At 40.0% G+C, this 18,343-nt stretch carries 22 protein-coding genes; 11 read left to right on the forward strand and 11 right to left on the reverse strand.

All coding sequences use genetic code 11. From position 1 onward, the window contains the following. The first annotated feature begins 72 nt into the window (after positions 1–72). The 4 genes from V7O62_RS02450 to V7O62_RS02465 all read left to right on the forward strand — a co-directional run bounded on the left by V7O62_RS02450 (position 73) and on the right by V7O62_RS02465 (position 2,394). Positions 73–987, forward strand: coding sequence for a DMT family transporter (locus tag V7O62_RS02450; protein ID WP_406657433.1), 915 nt, complete (start codon positions 73–75; stop codon positions 985–987). A 218-nt stretch (positions 988–1,205) separates the two neighbouring features. Beyond that, positions 1,206–1,538, forward strand: coding sequence for a carboxymuconolactone decarboxylase family protein (locus tag V7O62_RS02455; protein WP_406657434.1), 333 nt, complete (start codon positions 1,206–1,208; stop codon positions 1,536–1,538). Between the two features lie 199 nt (positions 1,539–1,737). Further along, positions 1,738–2,058 (forward strand): DUF6951 family protein, encoded by a 321-nt coding sequence (locus V7O62_RS02460; RefSeq protein ID WP_406657435.1) that lies wholly within the window; start codon positions 1,738–1,740, stop codon positions 2,056–2,058. Positions 2,059–2,070: 12 nt separating this feature from the next. Then, a complete protein-coding gene (locus V7O62_RS02465; RefSeq protein ID WP_406657436.1) occupies positions 2,071–2,394 on the forward strand; it encodes a DUF6951 family protein in 324 nt (107 codons plus the stop codon). Positions 2,395–2,414: 20 nt separating this feature from the next. Here the strand turns inward: V7O62_RS02465 and V7O62_RS02470 are convergent, their stop codons facing one another. From V7O62_RS02470 to V7O62_RS02485, 4 genes are all read right to left on the reverse strand, one after another. After that, positions 2,415–2,618, reverse strand: coding sequence for a hypothetical protein (locus V7O62_RS02470; protein WP_406657437.1), 204 nt, complete (start codon positions 2,616–2,618; stop codon positions 2,415–2,417). A 113-nt stretch (positions 2,619–2,731) separates the two neighbouring features. Then, positions 2,732–3,256: a c-type cytochrome gene (locus tag V7O62_RS02475; RefSeq protein ID WP_406657438.1), complete on the reverse strand. Its 525-nt coding sequence runs from the start codon at positions 3,254–3,256 to the stop codon at positions 2,732–2,734. Positions 3,257–3,378: 122 nt separating this feature from the next. After that, the gene (locus V7O62_RS02480) at positions 3,379–3,519 is read right to left on the reverse strand and encodes a hypothetical protein (RefSeq protein ID WP_406657439.1); all 141 of its coding nucleotides are present in this window, start codon (positions 3,517–3,519) and stop codon (positions 3,379–3,381) included. 99 nt (positions 3,520–3,618) lie between these two features. Then, positions 3,619–5,586, reverse strand: coding sequence for a copper-translocating P-type ATPase (locus V7O62_RS02485; RefSeq protein WP_406658321.1), 1,968 nt, complete (start codon positions 5,584–5,586; stop codon positions 3,619–3,621). Positions 5,587–5,785: 199 nt separating this feature from the next. On the opposite strand from V7O62_RS02485, the gene V7O62_RS02490 reads away from it, so the two are divergent. Then, positions 5,786–6,556, forward strand: a complete 771-nt coding sequence (locus tag V7O62_RS02490) for a protease inhibitor I42 family protein (RefSeq protein ID WP_406657440.1) — start codon at positions 5,786–5,788, stop codon at positions 6,554–6,556. A 48-nt stretch (positions 6,557–6,604) separates the two neighbouring features. Then, complete coding sequence (locus tag V7O62_RS02495) at positions 6,605–6,802, forward strand: hypothetical protein (protein WP_406657441.1); 198 nt, start codon at positions 6,605–6,607, stop codon at positions 6,800–6,802. A gap of 11 nt (positions 6,803–6,813) precedes the next feature. Here the strand turns inward: V7O62_RS02495 and sfsA are convergent, their stop codons facing one another. Continuing rightward, positions 6,814–7,572 (reverse strand): DNA/RNA nuclease SfsA, encoded by a 759-nt coding sequence (sfsA, locus tag V7O62_RS02500; protein WP_406657442.1) that lies wholly within the window; start codon positions 7,570–7,572, stop codon positions 6,814–6,816. Between the two features lie 292 nt (positions 7,573–7,864). Continuing rightward, positions 7,865–8,371, reverse strand: a complete 507-nt coding sequence (locus V7O62_RS02505) for a hypothetical protein (RefSeq protein ID WP_406657443.1) — start codon at positions 8,369–8,371, stop codon at positions 7,865–7,867. A gap of 360 nt (positions 8,372–8,731) precedes the next feature. Between V7O62_RS02505 and V7O62_RS02510 the strand changes: the two genes are divergently transcribed. The 3 genes from V7O62_RS02510 (at position 8,732) to V7O62_RS02520 (ending at position 10,242) form a co-directional block, all read left to right on the forward strand. Further along, on the forward strand, positions 8,732–9,346 hold the full coding sequence (locus V7O62_RS02510) for a PEF-CTERM sorting domain-containing protein (protein ID WP_406657444.1): 615 nt from the start codon (positions 8,732–8,734) through the stop codon (positions 9,344–9,346). Between the two features lie 275 nt (positions 9,347–9,621). Beyond that, positions 9,622–10,038 carry an HIT family protein gene (locus V7O62_RS02515; protein WP_406657445.1) on the forward strand — a complete coding sequence of 139 codons (417 nt, stop codon included), beginning with the start codon at positions 9,622–9,624 and terminating at the stop codon, positions 10,036–10,038. A gap of 24 nt (positions 10,039–10,062) precedes the next feature. After that, positions 10,063–10,242 (forward strand): transcriptional regulator, encoded by a 180-nt coding sequence (locus tag V7O62_RS02520; RefSeq protein ID WP_406657446.1) that lies wholly within the window; start codon positions 10,063–10,065, stop codon positions 10,240–10,242. Positions 10,243–10,297: 55 nt separating this feature from the next. On the opposite strand, the gene V7O62_RS02525 is transcribed toward V7O62_RS02520, so the two are convergent. Together V7O62_RS02525 and lysA are read right to left on the reverse strand one after the other, a co-directional pair. Further along, on the reverse strand, positions 10,298–10,687 hold the full coding sequence (locus V7O62_RS02525; protein WP_406657447.1) for a secondary thiamine-phosphate synthase enzyme YjbQ: 390 nt from the start codon (positions 10,685–10,687) through the stop codon (positions 10,298–10,300). A 143-nt stretch (positions 10,688–10,830) separates the two neighbouring features. Continuing rightward, complete coding sequence (gene lysA / locus V7O62_RS02530; RefSeq protein ID WP_406657448.1) at positions 10,831–12,090, reverse strand: diaminopimelate decarboxylase; 1,260 nt, start codon at positions 12,088–12,090, stop codon at positions 10,831–10,833. Between the two features lie 202 nt (positions 12,091–12,292). On the opposite strand from lysA, the gene V7O62_RS02535 reads away from it, so the two are divergent. Both V7O62_RS02535 and V7O62_RS02540 read left to right on the forward strand, forming a co-directional pair. Continuing rightward, positions 12,293–12,784 carry a hypothetical protein gene (locus V7O62_RS02535; protein WP_406657449.1) on the forward strand — a complete coding sequence of 164 codons (492 nt, stop codon included), beginning with the start codon at positions 12,293–12,295 and terminating at the stop codon, positions 12,782–12,784. Between the two features lie 208 nt (positions 12,785–12,992). Continuing rightward, positions 12,993–13,247, forward strand: a complete 255-nt coding sequence (locus tag V7O62_RS02540) for a TfoX/Sxy family protein (protein ID WP_406657450.1) — start codon at positions 12,993–12,995, stop codon at positions 13,245–13,247. On the opposite strand, the gene V7O62_RS02545 is transcribed toward V7O62_RS02540, so the two are convergent. The 3 genes from V7O62_RS02545 to V7O62_RS02555 all read right to left on the reverse strand — a co-directional run bounded on the left by V7O62_RS02545 (position 13,226) and on the right by V7O62_RS02555 (position 18,266). Beyond that, entirely contained in the window at positions 13,226–13,963 is a 738-nt protein-coding gene (locus V7O62_RS02545; protein WP_406657451.1) for an NAD-dependent protein deacylase, read from the reverse strand. The genes V7O62_RS02540 and V7O62_RS02545 overlap by 22 nt on opposite strands. Positions 13,964–14,051: 88 nt before the next feature. After that, positions 14,052–15,986 carry a hydantoinase/oxoprolinase family protein gene (locus tag V7O62_RS02550; RefSeq protein ID WP_406657452.1) on the reverse strand — a complete coding sequence of 645 codons (1,935 nt, stop codon included), beginning with the start codon at positions 15,984–15,986 and terminating at the stop codon, positions 14,052–14,054. 330 nt (positions 15,987–16,316) lie between these two features. Next, a complete protein-coding gene (locus V7O62_RS02555; protein ID WP_406657453.1) occupies positions 16,317–18,266 on the reverse strand; it encodes a DUF2341 domain-containing protein in 1,950 nt (649 codons plus the stop codon). Between the last annotated feature and the right edge of the window lie 77 nt (positions 18,267–18,343).

The following is an 18,343-nucleotide window of genomic DNA, read 5'->3' on the forward strand; positions in this document are numbered from 1 at the left end:
AAAAAATCTTGTATTTCACTTATCTGCAGGACATTCGGATAATTATTTAAGCAGTCTTACCATTTTGCGCTTATGAGCACCACACCCAAAATAGCTTATATGGAACTGATAACAGGTTCCATTATTTTTGGGATGCTTGGTATTTTTGTAGATCAATTGGATGCAGTACCTACTCTCCCTATGATATTCTATAAACAGTTCTTCGGCTTACTTTCCCTGATGGTGTTCATAATCATTGCAGGCAAGCTTGCTACAATAAAGCCACATAAGAAAAAAAGATACTTGCTTTTACTGGGTATTATCAACACAACTACATTATTAACCTACTTCATCTGTATCAGATACACCAGTTTCTCGGTAGCGATACTTCTGCTCTACACTGCTCCAATGTATGTGACGCTGCTGTCAGCACCGATACTTAAGGAAACAATAACCAGAAAAGGCTTAGTAGCGCTTTGTTTTTCACTAATCGGCCTGCTGTTCATAGTTGACCTGGAAGCAGGAATCGAGGGCTTGAGGGCAGGTGGGAGTGAATACCTTATAGGAATAACTGCCGGTATACTTTCAGGTCTTTCATTTGGTATTGAAATTATTAACATACGGTACATCAAGGATGATTACTCAAGCGTTGCCCAGCTTTTCTGGTATACATTAATTGGTATAGTGCTGCTCCTCCCTTTTGCAGGCGATGTCTCAAAACCGGTCCTGATTGACAATCTTGGTATGCTGATACTCTTCGGTGCTGTCAATACAGCATTAGCAGCACTTCTCTATGTCAGCGGTATTGCCCAGATTAAAGCCCAGACCGGAAGCATTCTTGCACTTTTCGAACCAGTCAGCGGCATCTTTTTTGATTTTACTGTAGTACATACACCTATCCATGCTAACACGTTAATAGGCTGCTTTTTTATACTACTTGGAGCTGCAATGGCTGTTACGGAAAAGAGCTCAAAGATATTCGGAAAATACTTCAAGATACAGGTTTGAATGTACCTATTTACGATGTAAGAGCAGGGTTTGACATGCAGGCTGTTGTTTTGAGAATTAACTAATCTTTTTGTATTTTTATTCTTGATCAAAGATCGGACATAAAGTAATTAGGTTTAAATAACTACTTTAGCATATTTTGAATCACTTCTAATAAATCATACAATTGGATAACTCTACTGCTAACAGTATTAAAAAACCGTAATGGAGGCACCACAATGAGAATGCTTGAAGAATTTTTCCCCGAATTTACAGAAAAACTCGATGAGATCGACGAGCTTTATGCCGAGAAAAGACCCATCGACGAAAAGACATATCAGTTCCTCTGTTTTGCACTTTCCATCAAAGCCAGGTCCAAACCATGTGTTTTAAAGCACTTCAAAGGGGCTCTTGAAGCGGGTGCTACTGTAAAGGAGCTTTCATACATTCTTGCATTGACAATGAGAGAAGCAGCAGGAGCCGATGACTGCTGGACACATGATGTGTTAGGTGACTGGAAAGAAATCCTGAAAGGCAATGTATCCTGCAGTTGTTGTGGCGATGAAGACTGAAAATGATATATCTATCTGACTGTGTTATCATAACACAGTAATTTTTTATCATCAATTACAAACAGAACTGACAAAAAATAGGCTTTTTTTAATTTACATGCAAACCCTTAAAAATACCCGCATTCAATGAATTAATAACTTCATATCAAAGGTATCAAAAATTCAATACATTGTACTGATACTTAAAGAGAGGCTTAGCATGCCATCAGAGGTAACGGTTAATTCATCAATATGTGGTTTCAAGCATAAGATCACCGGGCAAGTTGAAGGAAAGGAGATCGTAACAGACATAGATACAGAATGCAAGAAGATTGCTGGCATCGCGCATATGGAAATACCAAAATTGCAAACAATGAACATAAAAGAAAATTATGTGATGAACAAAGCAAAAGATACCTGTTGTCCAACATGCATTGTTCCTGCCGGAGTGTTGCATGTTTGCCAGATGGAACTGGGCATGCTTTCAAAAACCCTTGCAAAGCAATCAGGAAAAGTCAGCATTGAATTCAACGAAGAATAAACAGGGATAAAAATGACAACAACTGTTAATGTAAATTCAGCGATCTGTGGTTTCACACACAAGATTAAAGGAGAGTTTGACGGCAAAAACATTATCGTGGATATTGAAACTCCATGTGCGAAAATAAAGGAAATATCACATATGGAAGTTCCCTTTATGGAAACTATGGATATCAAAGATAACTTTGTGATGGAAAGGGCAAAAGAAGCACAGTGCACACCCGGATGTATTGTCCCGGCCGGTGTTCTGAATGTGTGCAGGCTGGAGACCGGAATGATCGCAAAGAGCCTTGCAAAGAAAGTAGAGAAGCTTAGTATTGAATTTGATGAAGTCTGAAGTTCTTTTTTATACGGAACTCAGTGAATCACTATTTTAGTAGCAAATGTCGAAGGGTTTCCATCCTCGGGATGGGAATCCTTTGCTGCAATTATGTAAAAAGCAGTAGAAGGATTGTATTTTTTGTCTTTTGATGATAGATGATAGCGTATTCTGCTCAGCATACATCGCCTGAAATGGTTCAGGTTTATTAGCATATATCTCAATTTGACTTCAATATCCATGTTCTCACCGCCGTTAATCGGCAACCTTATTCTTATTTCATATTATTTAAAATCTTCTACAATTAAAAAGTGAATTACACAAACTAATGGTGAGAACACTCGAAGCAGTAGAATCAAAGTTCTTTCAAATGATAAATTAAGTCATCGACATCTTCATCTGCCATTTCCCATCTCGGCATTATCAGATCAAGCGGGACCCCTTCGGAGTTTATTCCTTCCCTTATGGCCACCTCTAGCATCTCCTCTGTATATGGTACATGATTCAGGTGTTGTTCTCCTGAAATAAGTGTATCATAGCGAATATCAGGTGGTTTCACATTGCTTATTTTTATAGGCATTCCACCCTTACCATCGTTACCGTGGCAGCCAGCACAGCCTCCGCCATTGGCATAGATCCAATGAGGGCCTCCTTCCAAACCCACTACCAAACCTGACTCATTGGTCCCTGTATGGTATATCCTTTCACCATTTGACTCGAAATCCTCGTCTAGATTTCTGTTTTCGAGTGAAGTTCCAAAATCCAGATCTTTTGGATAAGCTGATTCCAGAGAATAAACAGAAGTGAGTGCAGTAGATGCCTGCCCGATGATCACCGCCAGGACCAACGCTCCGAACGCTATCAAGAATACCTTATGCATGTGCATCATCCCCACTATGAAGCTACCTTTCCTTGCTACATATTAAGAGTACGGATGAATCCGGACTCTGCTAATAACAAAAAGACGAAATACTAAATTAGCACCCTCATCAAATTAAAATATCACGTTACAACTTTTATCAGATCGCTGCACTTGTGTATCATCCATCTGACAACTAAAGCCATACTCATTATTGCCAGAAACCACAAAGGCAATTTCATGAATTTTCCTATCAACCATGCTTTGAACAGTTTATGAAGCATTCAGCACTCCCCCCCGAGATGATGTGTATACTTTCAGTATGGATGTCTGTTTTGATCTTAGATATAGTTTTTGACAATCAAATATTTTGACAGGAAATGCTACATTTTCAGTGTTTTTGCATTTATTGCCACAATAACCGTACTTAAACTCATCAATAGCGCTCCGGCGGCTGGTGACAGCAAAATACCATAGCCAAAAAGAACACCCGCTGCAAGTGGAATTGCAAAAGCGTTATAACCTGTGGCCCAGAGGAGGTTCTGGAACATCTTTGAATACGTCTTCCTGGAAAGCATGATCACATCAGCTACATTCCGCGGATCGCTTTTTACCAGCACAATATCAGCACTTTCGACTGCTACATCAGTACCCGCACCAATGGCTATTCCTACATCTGCCCGAACAAGTGCAGGTGCATCATTAACACCATCACCTACCATGGCTACCACATATTCTTCCTGCACTTCCTGTATTGTCTCAGCTTTTTGGTGTGGCAGGACCCCTGCAAAGTATTCATCCAGTCCAAGTTCCCCGGAAACCTGACGGGCAACGAACTCATTATCTCCTGTGAGCATCATGCATTTGATATCCATGGACTTCAGACGTTCAATAGCATCCTTTGATTCAGCACGTACCTGATCTGCAAGTCCGAGAGCTCCAATAGCCTTATCGTTCTCAAGCAGGAAAACGACTGTTCGGCCCTTTTCCTCTATATTCGATATCTCATCATTTATCGCATTGATCTTCTTCTCGTGAAGATAAACCGGACTTACTACTTTCAGGTTTCTTCCATCCAGAAATCCCTCTATTCCTTTTCCCGGAATCGAGTTGAATCTTTCAGGACTCTTTAGATCAAGGTTCATTTCCTTTGCACTATTAACTATTCCAACTGCAAGCGGATGGGAAGAATTTGACTCAAGAGAGGCTGCAAGCCTCAGGACATCATCCTCATTCACTTCTGCAAGTGCCACTATATCGGTGACTCCAAAAATTCCCTGGGTCAGCGTTCCGGTCTTATCGAACACTATGGCCTGGACATTCCTTGCACTCTCAAAAGCCTGTCTTTCCCTGATAAGTAAACCGGAATTGGCAGCAAGAGATGTGGAAACAGCAACAACCAGTGGTATTGCCAGGCCAAGGGCATGAGGACAGGTAATCACCATAACAGTAACGGATCTCTCAAGGGCGAAAACAAACTCGCTCCCTAAATACAGCCATCCTGCAAGTGTCAGCGCACCAACGCTCAAGGATATTATAGTAAGCACCAGTGCTGCCCTATTTGCCAGGTCCTGCGTTCTTGACCTGCTCTCCTGTGCATTGCGGACAAGTTCGATGACCTGGTTCAGATAAGTGTCCTTTCCTGTTTTCTCAACTTCTACCTGAATAGAACCATGCTCGTTAACCGAGCCTCCGATAACTTCATCTCCCTCATTTTTTGAAACAGGTAAGGATTCACCCGTCAGCATTGCTTCATTAATGCTGGTTTTCCCTTTAACAACATGGCCATCCACAGGTACTTTCTCACCAGGCTTAATAAGAACCATATCTCCAGTTCTCAATTCGTCCACGTGTACATCTGTTACCTCTTCCCCCTTCAGGAGATGAGCTTCAGAGGGCATTATTTTTATCAGTTCTTCCAATGCTCTTGAAGCTCCCATAACAGAACGCATCTCAAGCCAGTGTCCAAGCAGCATAACATCGATAAGCGTGACAAGTTCCCAGAAAAACATCTTTCCTGAAAGCCCGAAAACTACTGCTGAACTGTAAAGGAAAGCAACAGTTATGGCAACTGCTATCAAGGTCATCATTCCTGGAGACCTTGCTTTCATTTCATCAAAAAAACCTTTTAGGAAAGGATATCCTCCGTAGAAGTAGACAACTGCAGAGAGGAAGAACAGGATATACTCCGAACCTGGCAGGGGTATTTCAAATCCAAGAAAACCCTGGATAGCCGGCGATAGTATCAAAACCGGCACGGTCAGGATCATTGAGACAATAAACCTTTTTTTGAAATCTGCAAGCATATGAGCGTGATGATCCTCATGGCCTTCATGTTCCATGTTATGCATCGGCTTTTCCTGCTTTTCCGCCCTTTCTTCATCTCTGTTCATGTCTTCCATATACTCATGGAAATCTTTGTTGGCAAAACTATAAATCACTGACTGTGTTTGAATTAACTGACATAAAAATATATATGAGTGATACTCCAGTATTCAGACATACACATAAATATTCAAAAGGCTTTTTTTAATTAGGGAGGAATGGTGGATGAAAGAAAAGAAGTTGGTTGTTTTACTCCTTATGATTATATTATCCACATTGTTTATTCTGATATCCGGATGTACTGAAGCTGAAAGTGAAGTCAACAACAGTGCGCAGATACTAGATACGGATGAACAGTGGAAAGAAGATAAACAGTTGGATACCAACAATGGGAATGAAGTTACAGATGAACAGGAAGTCTCTGAAGACACGGGAATTGAGCCTATAACGGTCGTATTTTCCGAAAATGACAGTGGAAGCACAGTGAATGCTATAATTGGGGATACTCTCATTGTCTTGCTTGAAGAAAATCCTACCACCGGTTATTCATGGAATCTTTCTACAAGCCCCGGACTTTTACTTATGGATCAATATTATGAAGAGGGCACAGAAGGCGAAGATGTGGTTGGGGCTGGTGGGACTCATAGGTGGATATTCGAAGTTACAGAGGATAATGAACAGAATATATCAGCTGTATATAAGCGCCCCTGGGAAGAAATTACAGGAAATGAAAGCAAATTTGACTTGATAGTGAATGTGATACCTGAGGAAAAGCTTATAAAAGCAAACGGCACAGTGAATTATATCGAGCTTGAAGGTGGTTTCTATGGAATCACCGATCAAAACGGTACGCATTATGAACCTGTAAACCTTGATGAAGATTTAAAGAAGGATGGTCTTGAGATAGAGTTCATAGCATATCCTATGGATGATATGGTGAGCATAAACATGTGGGGCCGGATCATAGAGATCAGATCGGCCACCGTAGTTGAATGAAAAAAGTGATTTAGCTTAAGTTTTGCATATCAGAAAGAGGGACTGAAGATGGATGCAAAGAAAGATAAAAAGAAAAAAACAACAGAGGACCTGGAGCTTCCTTCTCTTGAAAATGAGATTAAAAGCTGGTGTGAAGTACCTGCAGAACCTGACGATTCGAAAAGTGCCGGTGATCTGAAGATTGATGAGTGGTGCCAGGATTCAACTGAAACTGACAGGAATTCTGAGAAAACAAAAAAAAAATAAAGTGATCAAAATCAGCCTTTTTTAAAAATGGGCAGAATTGAATGGAAATAAACCGTGTTATTTTCAAAAAAGAGCTGAAGTGGGAAAACCTTTACACCTGTATCTATGGCTTTTTTGAAGGTTATGGCAAAATCAGGGTCGATTTTATCGTTAGGAGCAAAGCATTCAGCATCCCTTCTCAAAACAAGAATCATCACTACTGCCTCATGACCTTCATTCCTGGCTTTTATCAGTTCTTCAAGATGCCTTTTTCCACGTGTAGTAGGCGCATCTGGAAACAATGCAATACCATCCTGAGCAAACGTGCAGCCCTTTACTTCCATCCAGATACTCTGTTCTCTTTTCATCAGGAGAAAATCAAGCCTGCTGTCTCCGTATTTCTGCTCAGGAAGAATTAGGTCAACGTCATTCAGAAAAGGAATGACCTTGTTTTCGATCACCCATTCGGATATCTTTCGATGCCAGGCAGAGTTTACAAGTATCCACTCATCCCTTACATTCCCTGCAATAAGATCCCATCTGGTTTTTCTCTTCTTTCCATCTGCTCTTTTGAGTAGTACACGATTACCAGGATAAAGTATATCTTCCAGCCTGCCCGGGTCGTGTACATGCACCATTTCAGCTTTCAAACTTTCAGGTTTTGCAATGTCTACAATGCAGAGAAACCTGTTTGGCCTTTCAACCACGACTCCTTCAGCATCTGTTTCGATTTTAATTACCTCAGGGAAAGGAAAAAGCCGGTTTTCTTTTGTAGGAATAGAGATGCACATTCTTAATCACTTCTTCTGAAACTGCTTCAGCAGTATGTTTTTCGCAATATCTTTTTGAGAACAGGCTCTTAGTTATATCCTTAAACCCTATAGAACCTTGCATTAACAGCTAGAAATTATGTGAATCATCGGATGTGAATGTTACCGAAAACATGTTGTCGCTATTTTTAAGATTTTCAAAATATTCCGATTTATGTTAAAAAAGTACTTGATGATGATAGGATTGAAAGTATAAAGAAGAGCTTAAAAAACAAAAAACTCAATCGTATTCGTTATATATTAAAATAAAAAATTAGAATGCTGAATATAGCATTAACAGGGCTCTCAGAGCTGCATTTTTAATGAAGCCGGTTACTTCCACATCCGAATTACCCTGATCAACAGATTCTACGAATGTCCGCAAGGGATTATCAGATTCAAGTACTGCCCATGCTGTTGCTTCATCGGTAGTTATTTCCACGGTAGGGTCAACTTCACTAGCTGAAGAAACCTCAGTGAACTCCGTTATTTGGCCATTATTCGTAGCAGCTTCGATAATCAAATTGCTGCCATCCTCCATTTCAATATCAATGAGTATAACGTCATTTCCCCCGGCAGTCAGGATTAGCTGAGGAACAATGGATAAGTTTTCATTGTACATGGCAACACCCTCATTCAGTGCATCGTAGAGATCACTACTGCTTGAGTCGGAATCGCCAGTAGTATTCCCATTAGTTGCCAGTACAGGGGTTGATAGCAAAAGAATTACCGCGATGAGTATCCCTAGTACTCTTACTGACCACTTGCTGTCAATCATCATAATATCGTCTATTAGTTATGCTTGAATAATATTAAAATTTATTTGATCTAAATATTAAAATATTATTAATTTTGCGCAAATACATGAAGTTCCGGTACGGCAGATGGCAAGGATAACAGGATTCTCTCAATGAGAAGCTTTTCAAACCACATATGAACAAAAGCTTGAATTGCCTGTTTTCATTGAGTTCGTCCTCCGGGAACAATTCAGTTTCAGACTCATGTACCTTTGATAGATTAATCACTTCCTAAAAACACTAAAATGATGATGAGAATAACCATCATTTTTATATTTTTTTAGAAATATTTATGTAGTTTTAACTGGAGTGAATAATTTATCTATTAAATTTGGTGGTACAGTATGAAAAATATCAATTCAATAAAAATATCTATTATATTGCTTGCAGTGCTAATGGTAATTGGAACAGCTTCAGCAACTGTATCTGTGGAGTTTACTGAAGAAGAATGCAACCTTGACATATGGACATATGGAAACCATAACCGTATAACAAGTGGATATGAATCCTATTTTGATACAAGTATTTCAGGTAAGATATGGACCAATTCAGATGGAAGACTTGCCATAATCTCTGAAAACAGCCACATGCTCATAACAACTGAATATCCGACTGATTGCTTCTGCATTGTATTTGCCAGTGACAGAAACGATGGATATGCAAAGGTCTATGTAGACGGTGAAAAAGTATGGGAAGGAGATACCTGGGCATCTCCGGGACGGGGTCAGCCCATCAGTGCACAAACAATAAGATCACTGAAAATCACTGGTCTGGAAAGCAGCACTCACAGCATAAAAATAGAAAACCCGAATGTTGATCATGTGCACAACGGACATGTAACAATTTACAAGTATGGTTACAATTGTTCTAATACAGAGATTCCTGAATATCCTACAATTGCACTACCTATGGCTGCAATTCTTGGTCTGGCATTTGTGTTCCAGCGCAGAAGGAATTGAGTAAAGGATTAAGCTTCCTTAACTTACTTTTTTTATTTTATTTTTTTATCAATAACACTACCTATATGATCTGATATTCATAGCTATCAAAAAAGGATAGTTGAAATGAATCACCTGCATTTTTTGCACACCAACAACACCGAATGAAGCAAGTGCTCAAAAACAAGCTAAGTAACAGGCAATGAGTCTTTAATTGTCCATACAGGCAACATTTGTATTTTGTGTAGGAATAATGATATATTCATGCTATCCTAAATACTATCCCGGTGATTTCTATGGATGATTGTCTGTTTTGCAAGATCGTTTCCGGTGACATTCCTTCACATAAAGTGTATGAAGATGATTTTGCATATGCTTTTCTTGATATTTACCCCTGTTCCGAAGGCCATACCATAGTTCTTCCTAAAAAGCATATTCCACGATTTACGGAAATGGATGAATCGGAATCAGCATCCCTTTTCAAATCTGTGAATAAGGTTGCAAAAGCCGTGGAAAAGACGCTGAATGTGCCGGGTTTAAATATAGGAGTCAATAACGGTGAAGTAGCCGGCCAAAGCGTGCCTCATGTCCATGTCCATATCATTCCGCGAAGGGAAAATGATGATGGGGGATCGATGCATACAATTGTCGAAGCTCACCCGGATACAGATAATATCAGTGACCTTGCAGAAAAAATAAAAAGTGCATTATGAAATAAGCAAAAGGAGATAAAAACAATGGAAAATGAAGAAAAGGTTCTTGAAGCACTCAAAAGTGCAGGAAAGCCACTCAGACCCGGAGATATTGCAAAGATGACCGGTGTCGACAGCAAAGAGGTAAGCAAGATAATAAAATACCTGAAAGATACAGGTACCGTTTGCTCTCCTAAAAGATGCTATTATGCACCTGCTGACTAAGCAGGTAATTTTTTATTATTTTTTACATAGCGTGCAGGCCACCGTATGCCATCATTTACTTTCCAATTACTGTAATGTCAACAATTCTTTTTCTCGGGCCGTCAAGCTCAGCAAAAAATATACTTTGCCAGGTACCAAGCACAAGTTTACCATTGATAACGCGTAAAGTTTCACTGCTACCAAGAAGGACAGCTCTCAGATGAGCGTGGGCATTGTTATCTATCCTGTTATGTGCATAACTCACATTTTCCGGGACGAATCTTTCAAGAAGTGAAAGGATGTCATCCCGAAGTCCCGCTTCATTTTCATTTACTATGATAGCAGTTGTTGTATGCCTGGTACTGATAACACATATACCCTGCTTCACATCGCTTTGTGTTACATGATCACGTACATGTTCCGTAATATCTATCAGTTCTACCCGCTTTCCTGTTTCAATTTTCATATGTATCCATATAGTTATAGTGAGAAAAGAAATAAAAAATAAACTTAAAATAAGAAAAATCGACAACAATAGGTAATATAAAAACAAATAATGTATGAAGGATATGCTGTATCCTTCATGAAAGAAAAGTCTGGTTTGTATTATTAAAAGTCATTCAGATCCTTAAAATCCAGTGTTGCAAAATAGTCATCAATTGTTTCAGCTCTTCTGATTTGCATGAAACTGCCGTCTTCATTCAACAGTATCTCAGCAGATCTTAGTTTGCCGTTATAGTTGAAGCCCATTGCATGACCATGAGCCCCGGTATCGTGAATCACAATAATGTCACCCCTCTCAACTTCCGGAAGTAGCCTGTCAATAGCGAACTTGTCATTGTTCTCACAAAGAGAACCGGTAACATCGTATAGATGAGTCAACTCTTCATTTTCTTTACCAAGCACAGTTATGTGATGGTAGGCTTCGTACATACCCGGACGCATCAAATTAGCCATACTGGCATCCGTACCTACATAATCCTTATAGATTTGCTTAAGGTGCCTTACAGTAGTCACAAGATATCCGTAAGGTCCGGTTATCACTCTTCCGCATTCAAGATATATCTTAAGCGGATGCAGCCCATTAGCTCTGATATTTTCATCATATGCATCCCTGACCCCTGTTGCTATCTTTTCATAGGGTACAGGTTCCTGTTCCGGCCTGTATGGAATACCGATGCCACCACCAAGATTCACAAACTCAAAACGTATGTCAAGCTCATTTGAAAGCTCAGCGACCAGCTCGAATAGTATTCTGGCAGTTTCAACAAAGTATTCAGGCTCAAGTTCATTGGATGCAACCATTGTATGAAGTCCGAACCTTTTGACACCCTTTTCCTTCATTATTTTGTAGCCTTCAAATAATTGCTCTCGTGTAAAACCATACTTTGCTTCCTCAGGATTGCCAATAATAGTATTTCCCTTCTTAAGAGAACCAGGATTATACCGACAACATACAAGCTCAGGCAGACCTGCAACTTCTTCAAGGTACTCAATATGACTGATATCATCAAGATTTATAATAGCACCAAGTTTTTTTGCCTTGACAAATTCTTCAGCAGGAGTATCATTGGAACTGAACATTATATTTTCACCGGTAATGCCCGTTTTTTCTGCCAGCAGGAGTTCCGCCATGGAACTACAGTCAGCTCCAAAGCCTTCCTTTTTAAGGATTTTCATGATATAAGGATTCGGTAAGGCTTTCACTGCAAAATATTCCCTGAAACCGTTGACTATGCTAAAAGCTTCCTTCATTTTTCTTGCATTATCAAGAATACCCTCCTTATCGTAAAGATGAAACGGAGTCGGGTATTCAGAGATTATCTCCTTGATCTTTTCTTGCGTGAAAGGCAGTTCCTTTGATACCATTGAATTTTCCTCGTGTTGTAAGCTAATATAGTCCATTAGAAGTTATTACACAGATAAATAATTGATTGGATTTATCCAGGCATCTTATTTTTTTGAAGACGTATACTATTTATAGAACTTGTTCGTATACAATAGAACGAATATATAATATAAGCATACTCATATAAATGAAGAAAACGCATATTTAAATGGAGATGAAACAATGGACGATAAAAGACGTCATGATAATGACGATGAGTCCAATGAAAAAAAGATAGAAACGATTGACCAGTTGATTGAACACATACTGGACATGTTTGACGATGCCATAAATGAAAATGATGAATCCGTCGTACATGGTTTTACTATAATCAATCAACCTGGAAAGAATCCGACAATCTTTGGTTTTGAGGGGAGAAAACCTGTGAAACAGCACGATGAAGAGGAGTCAGAAGGTAACTTCTACATCCTGAAGCAAGATCCTTTCATTGAAGTCCAGCAAACAGGTGACAAAGTGCATTTGATTGCTGATCTGGGAGCCGATGAAGACTGCATTGAATATTTTGCTTCTGACATGCAAGTTGAAATCAATATGATCATTGACGGAGTGGGCCAGTCAAAAATCGTTAGGTTGCCAACCAGAGTTGAGCCGTCAACGGCTAAGTCAACCTGCCTGAATGGTGTACTGGAAATTACTTTTGAGTACCCGGAATAAATGTTACAGGATGGTTCGCACTTTGTTTTGATCAAAGGATCATCCTATTTAAAAGAAGTTAATGGAAGTTCCAACTTCCAGTTTAATTATATCAATTCCACATTTTAAGATTTTAGTTTCACTTTCATTCAGGGATAAAATAATAAGATTAACTTTTGTATAGTCATCAAAAACATAAATTTTAATCCTGCAAAAAGAAAGTGATCTGGTGAACAGCTTAAGCAGTCTTCCCAATATAGGCAAAAAACTTGAAAAAGAACTTCAAAAAACAGGAATTTGTAATGCCGAAGAACTAATGGATATTGGTAGCAAAGAAGCTTTTAAGAGAATCATGCTAATCGATGAAACATCCTGCATTAACAAATTGTATGCACTTGAGGGAGCCATCAGGGGAATTCGATGGCATCATCTCCCGGATGAGGAGAAAAAAAGCCTGAAGAGTTATTTTGTATCCCTGAAATAAGAATCAAGATATTCAAAGAACATACCCAGGTCCTTATATCTGAGAACTGCATGTTCGTCCAGAGGAGTGGGCATATTGTTCACAATCACTAATTTCCCCTTATTCCTTATCGAATAAAAAGGCAGGGTTGCTGCCGGATGGACTACCAGTGAAGAACCTATGACTACAAAAAGATCAGCATAAGAGCTTTCATCCACTGCTTTCATGATAGCTTTCTGGTCAAGCATTTCTCCGAAAAAGGTTATATTGGGTTTTACAAGGCCACCGCACTCATCACATTTTGGAATCTGATCTTCCCGAACTATCTTTGCAACATGATCATAAGAAAAGATTTTTCCGCAGGAGAGACAGGTATTTTCTTTAGGGGAGCCATGTATTTCAATAACATTCCTTGAACCGGCTTTCTGATGTAAGAGATCGATGTTTTGTGTTATCACAGATCTGACAAGTCCCAGCTGTTCAAGCCTTGATAAAACATAATGAATTATATTTGGATTTCTTTCATCAACATTATAGATGAAATCCTTGGAGTGAGAATAAAAGTACTCCGGCTCGGCGTGGAAATGATCAATATCGAATATCTTGTCAGCATCAAACTTCCTGTAAATACCATTATTCCCCCTGAAATCCGGAATCCCCGAAAGTGTAGAAATGCCGGCACCACTCAGGAAAACACAATGTTTTGATTCCTTAAGAAGTCTGATGAATCTGTCCATTGTTTATATTTAAGGCGCAATGCTTATACATTTATCCGGGTGGTTGCCTCTCCAGTTAAGGCATCAATTTTAATTGTGTGTGCTTTACCTATTCCTTAAGCACCATCATAGGATTTCCAACGCCCACGACAATAACTTTGGTTTCGAGGGGAGGATGGGACCAGTTATCCGGGGAATGGGTCTTTCTGGAAAGAGTTATCTTGGTGTCTTCTTTGAGTATGCCGCACCTCTTTTCATATTCCAGGACAAGCTTCTTTCCAAGGTCGCTTGCAAACTCCACAGCATCTGCGTATGTTTGAAAACGTTTCCGGCCAACCGGAGAAAATACAAGGAAATCTTCATCGGGATTTTGTATTGAAGTTGGGACAATTGATATCTCTATTCTCTTAACTCCTTTACCTGCCAGGGCACCCACTGCATTACCGACCTCTGCAAATTCCGGGACAATCACTTCCGCATCAATGACAGACCTTAATTCATCGGCATATGCTTTCACGGGTCCCCCAAGCAATACTACAGGAATCTCTACCTTGAACTTTGCCGGATAAGAAGTACTTAGAAGATCTGCGATCATGTCCGGTGGATGGTGTGGTAAAATAAAAGACATAAGATCTGAAGCCAGGTTCTTTGCAACCGTTTCTCTTACAGACATACAGAATTCATGCTTACCTTGCCGGGCATATCTTGAAAGATTAATAGCTCCCATCTCCGAAGCTGCAGTATTCCATTCATTGTATAAGCCAAGAACATGCAGAGCATCGGTAGGTGTGAAGCCTATTGCCTGCAATAACCTTTTATTTATAAGAGAATCCAAAACCTCCGAGGAAGGTTCTCTTTTGAGAGACAGGGCAATTTCATTTATGGAAAGTGGTTCTTCTCCCATGACAGAAAGAATTGCCTTTTCCTGCTTACCAAGAGACGTAGCTTGATAATCCGTTGCCACAAAAAACTTCGTGGGCTGGTAGTTTTCATCCAGCAGACCTCTGGAAATTAATTTACCTCTTTTGAGTTTGCTATTAAAACCGGGATATATACTGGCAGCGACACAGAGAGGGATCACTCTTCTGGGACCGACACAAATTCTTTCATCCCTGACCCAGACATGACTATCTCCACCGGTTGCAGATGTCTCCATTTTCATTGCCCTGACCCTTGTCTTCCATCCACCGACAACGGCTCCCGAAGAGCTTATCTCGGGCACTCCGTGATACAGCATAGAAACATCCGTACTGGTTCCACCAACATCAATAACGGCGCATGTTTCTATCCTTGAAAGATAGGAAGCCCCCAGAAGACTAGCTGCCGGCCCTGAAAAAATAGTCTCTATAGGCTTTTCGAGGGCATCTTCAATGTTGTAGACAGAGCCGTCACATTTGAGCATAAGCATCCTTGCTTCAATGCCCCGGCTTTTAATGTCTTCCACTACTGAATTTACGAAATGGTACGTTATAGGTATGAGTTGTGCGTTCAGGATAGCCGTAACAGCTCGCTCATATGCACCAAGTTCCTGTGACAGCTCATGTCCGCAAACTACAGGCATTCCGGTAATCTCAGTTATGGTCTCTTTTACTTTCAACTCATGTTCCGGATTACGTGCACCAAAGTATGCTGAAACAGCATATGCAGAAACCTTATCTTTAGTCTGCAATGCAAATTCCCGTACAGAAGCAAGGTCCAGAGAATACTCTTCATCACCTCTGGTGTCGTGTCCCCCGGATATCCACTGAACGTGATCTGTGGGAAGGTCCTTTTCAACTATGTGTTCTCCTACAAGTATGAGTCCCACAGAGGCACCCGTTCCCTCAAGTAATGAATTGGTTGAAAGAGTTGTCGAGACCGAAACAAGGTTCACATCCTTCAGGAAGTTCTGATCAAGGGCATCCAGTACATTCCTGATGCCTTTCTGTAGATCAGAATATGTTGTAAAAGCTTTTTTTGAATCAACAACCGCACCGTCAGAACCTCTGACGATTACCGCATCAGTATATGTCCCGCCTGCATCAATCCCAAGTCCATAGTGCATTTTTTGTCACCTGTAGTTATTTCAAAATATTTTGTAACTCCTGGCATATATATCTAAGCAATTGTTTTTTGTGGATGGGATTACTTACCACTTTTCTTTCTGTAAATTACAAACGCACCGGCAAGCAAGATCAATACCCCACAACTAATAGCAGAATATAAGGTGGGATAGCAGATAGGATTGTAGTAAAATCATTATTGGACATAGGCCCAGGATTCAGATCACTTTGAGATTAAATCGTCAGAATTGTAGAATAGAAGTTAAACAAAAGCACATGCACACAAAAAAAACAGGATCAAAATTAAAAATGAATGATGTGATCTCATCACATCATCTTTTTCTTGCGATAAATGCCAACGCCAGCAATACAACAAATGATAGCACAATACCAAAACCAGGTATAGGGCTACTCTCTTCATTAGCATCGGAAACCTCAGCATAATTAAGGTATTCACTGTATACGACTATCTCAGTACCCGTGAATGCTGAATCTTCAGCATAATAGACCTGCAGTCCTTCAAGCAACTCCGATGCACTTTCATTCACCATAAAGTCATCACCAATTGCGATGCCTATTAGTGCATCTCCTCCTGCTGCTCTGATCTCACCCATTTTAGCCGCAACGGAATCAACGATATCAGCAGTTGAATCCAGAGAATTACCTTCAGCATCATAGGTAAGAATTACAAATAGCTCAACATAATCAGAAAACTCTCCGATTGCCGACTTTTCATATGAGAATGGCACATCTACTGCGATTGGCAGAGTACTATTTGTATTCTCACGTATCTCTTGAACCAGCATGAGATTGTTTTCACATGCTCCTTCTACATCCTGATCGCATGGATTCAATGCGATACTTATTCCGTCAAAACCAGCTAAGGACTTTTTATTATAATCAACAATCGCATCGACTGTTTCCATCATTGAAGATGAATTTTCTTCTGCAGCTTCTTCCGGAACATTGAGTACCATCGCATAGACCTGCATTTCATTTTCATGAGCAGTTTTTACGAATCTCTCAAGATTCCATATGTTGCCCGGATCAACTCTGAGCATAATCATATTCAGACCACTATCCTTTAAATCCACAATCGTAGAATCATTGTAGTCTGCTGTGTCAAAGATCTTTATTGCATTTATTTTGCCATCAGGGGTAGTAATGTTAATCTTTACAGGCACAGGTGTGATCTGTGAATCATCCTGTTCCGCTGGAGCTGCAGTTGCTGCCATGATGACATCAGGCTCATCGGGGACGAACTTGCGCACATATACATAATCAAAGGCTGCATAACCCAGATTCTTGGAATTATCGGAGTATGTGCTTGCAAAAAGATAGGCCTTCATGTCTTCCAGGGGCACATAATTCTGCTCTTCAGTAGATGCTATATCCATTTTGCTGACCCTTTCACCATCTTTGAAGAATGCGACCCTTCCAAGTTCATCCTCAACATACCAGGCAACTCCTGTAGTATACCAGGTATCTTCAGGTACGTTAAGGGCGGCCAAGTCCCTCGGGATGTAGCGCGCATCACTTTTATCGTTTTTAAGAATCCAGGATACATCGGTCTCGTTCTCAAGTTCAGTACTTACAATCACCTGATTTCGGTTTTCATTTCGTGGATCAACAAAACCCTGCTGTATTATGGGTCCGCGACTATCCTCTCCGGTAGTGACCTTCTTTCTTTTGACAACTAACATCGAATTAACCGGGAAATCATCATCTGACTTTATTTGTGAGACATCTTCGGGATGGAACTTTGGTACTATTAGCTTGAGCATACCATTGGTTAAATCGATCTCACCTCCACCGGTGTAAAACTGGTCCCATTTGCCGAAGTTGACATTGAAACCGTTAAAGTCATCAAAGAGCTCAAAAGTAGAAGTTCCTGAACTCATGTCACCTGCAAGAGAATTACCATAGAACATCTTTATCTTCACATTTCCATTGGCAGGAATGTAAGGCACTTTTACCCAGACACGGGCATTTTCTTTTTGAGGATTCCATTCTTCTATCCAGTATTTAAGCTGTGTATCACCGGATGTGAAACGAATATCTTCACCTGCAGCTTCAGCCTTGGAAAAATCGAAATTGGAGCTATCCAGGATCAGAAGGACCTGGTAGTTGACTAGTTTCTGGCCGGATTTTTCACTGATAGTGATATCTTCCGAATAATTCCATTCTCCTCCTCCTGAAGAGCTTAAAGCTGCGCAATTCTGTACGAATACAGATAAAAATAACAAAGAGACTAACACATATAAGACATTTTTTTGTATCAAGCCACTCACCTTTTTGTGCTCAGGATAAGATGATGTTTAATAGTACTTAAATAGATAATATGTGCATAAAAATGGCA

Source organism: Methanolobus sp. ZRKC2 (assembly GCF_045291185.1).
Classification (GTDB): Archaea; Halobacteriota; Methanosarcinia; order Methanosarcinales; family Methanosarcinaceae; genus Methanolobus.

Coding starts and splice junctions, on each gene's coding strand:
- V7O62_RS02535 (WP_406657449.1), top strand. CDS start 12,293: ATGGACGATAAAAGACGTCATGATAATGACGATGAGTCCAATGAAAAA.
- V7O62_RS02475 (WP_406657438.1), bottom strand. CDS start 3,256: ATGCATAAGGTATTCTTGATAGCGTTCGGAGCGTTGGTCCTGGCGGTG.
- V7O62_RS02490 (WP_406657440.1), top strand. CDS start 5,786: ATGAAAGAAAAGAAGTTGGTTGTTTTACTCCTTATGATTATATTATCC.
- lysA (WP_406657448.1), bottom strand. CDS start 12,090: ATGGTATCAAAGGAACTGCCTTTCACGCAAGAAAAGATCAAGGAGATA.
- V7O62_RS02455 (WP_406657434.1), top strand. CDS start 1,206: ATGAGAATGCTTGAAGAATTTTTCCCCGAATTTACAGAAAAACTCGAT.
- V7O62_RS02515 (WP_406657445.1), top strand. CDS start 9,622: ATGGATGATTGTCTGTTTTGCAAGATCGTTTCCGGTGACATTCCTTCA.
- sfsA (WP_406657442.1), bottom strand. CDS start 7,572: ATGTGCATCTCTATTCCTACAAAAGAAAACCGGCTTTTTCCTTTCCCT.
- V7O62_RS02510 (WP_406657444.1), top strand. CDS start 8,732: ATGAAAAATATCAATTCAATAAAAATATCTATTATATTGCTTGCAGTG.
- V7O62_RS02470 (WP_406657437.1), bottom strand. CDS start 2,618: ATGGATATTGAAGTCAAATTGAGATATATGCTAATAAACCTGAACCAT.
- V7O62_RS02450 (WP_406657433.1), top strand. CDS start 73: ATGAGCACCACACCCAAAATAGCTTATATGGAACTGATAACAGGTTCC.
- V7O62_RS02520 (WP_406657446.1), top strand. CDS start 10,063: ATGGAAAATGAAGAAAAGGTTCTTGAAGCACTCAAAAGTGCAGGAAAG.
- V7O62_RS02480 (WP_406657439.1), bottom strand. CDS start 3,519: ATGCTTCATAAACTGTTCAAAGCATGGTTGATAGGAAAATTCATGAAA.
- V7O62_RS02465 (WP_406657436.1), top strand. CDS start 2,071: ATGACAACAACTGTTAATGTAAATTCAGCGATCTGTGGTTTCACACAC.
- V7O62_RS02525 (WP_406657447.1), bottom strand. CDS start 10,687: ATGAAAATTGAAACAGGAAAGCGGGTAGAACTGATAGATATTACGGAA.
- V7O62_RS02545 (WP_406657451.1), bottom strand. CDS start 13,963: ATGGACAGATTCATCAGACTTCTTAAGGAATCAAAACATTGTGTTTTC.
- V7O62_RS02505 (WP_406657443.1), bottom strand. CDS start 8,371: ATGATGATTGACAGCAAGTGGTCAGTAAGAGTACTAGGGATACTCATC.
- V7O62_RS02485 (WP_406658321.1), bottom strand. CDS start 5,586: ATGCATAACATGGAACATGAAGGCCATGAGGATCATCACGCTCATATG.
- V7O62_RS02550 (WP_406657452.1), bottom strand. CDS start 15,986: ATGCACTATGGACTTGGGATTGATGCAGGCGGGACATATACTGATGCG.
- V7O62_RS02460 (WP_406657435.1), top strand. CDS start 1,738: ATGCCATCAGAGGTAACGGTTAATTCATCAATATGTGGTTTCAAGCAT.
- V7O62_RS02495 (WP_406657441.1), top strand. CDS start 6,605: ATGGATGCAAAGAAAGATAAAAAGAAAAAAACAACAGAGGACCTGGAG.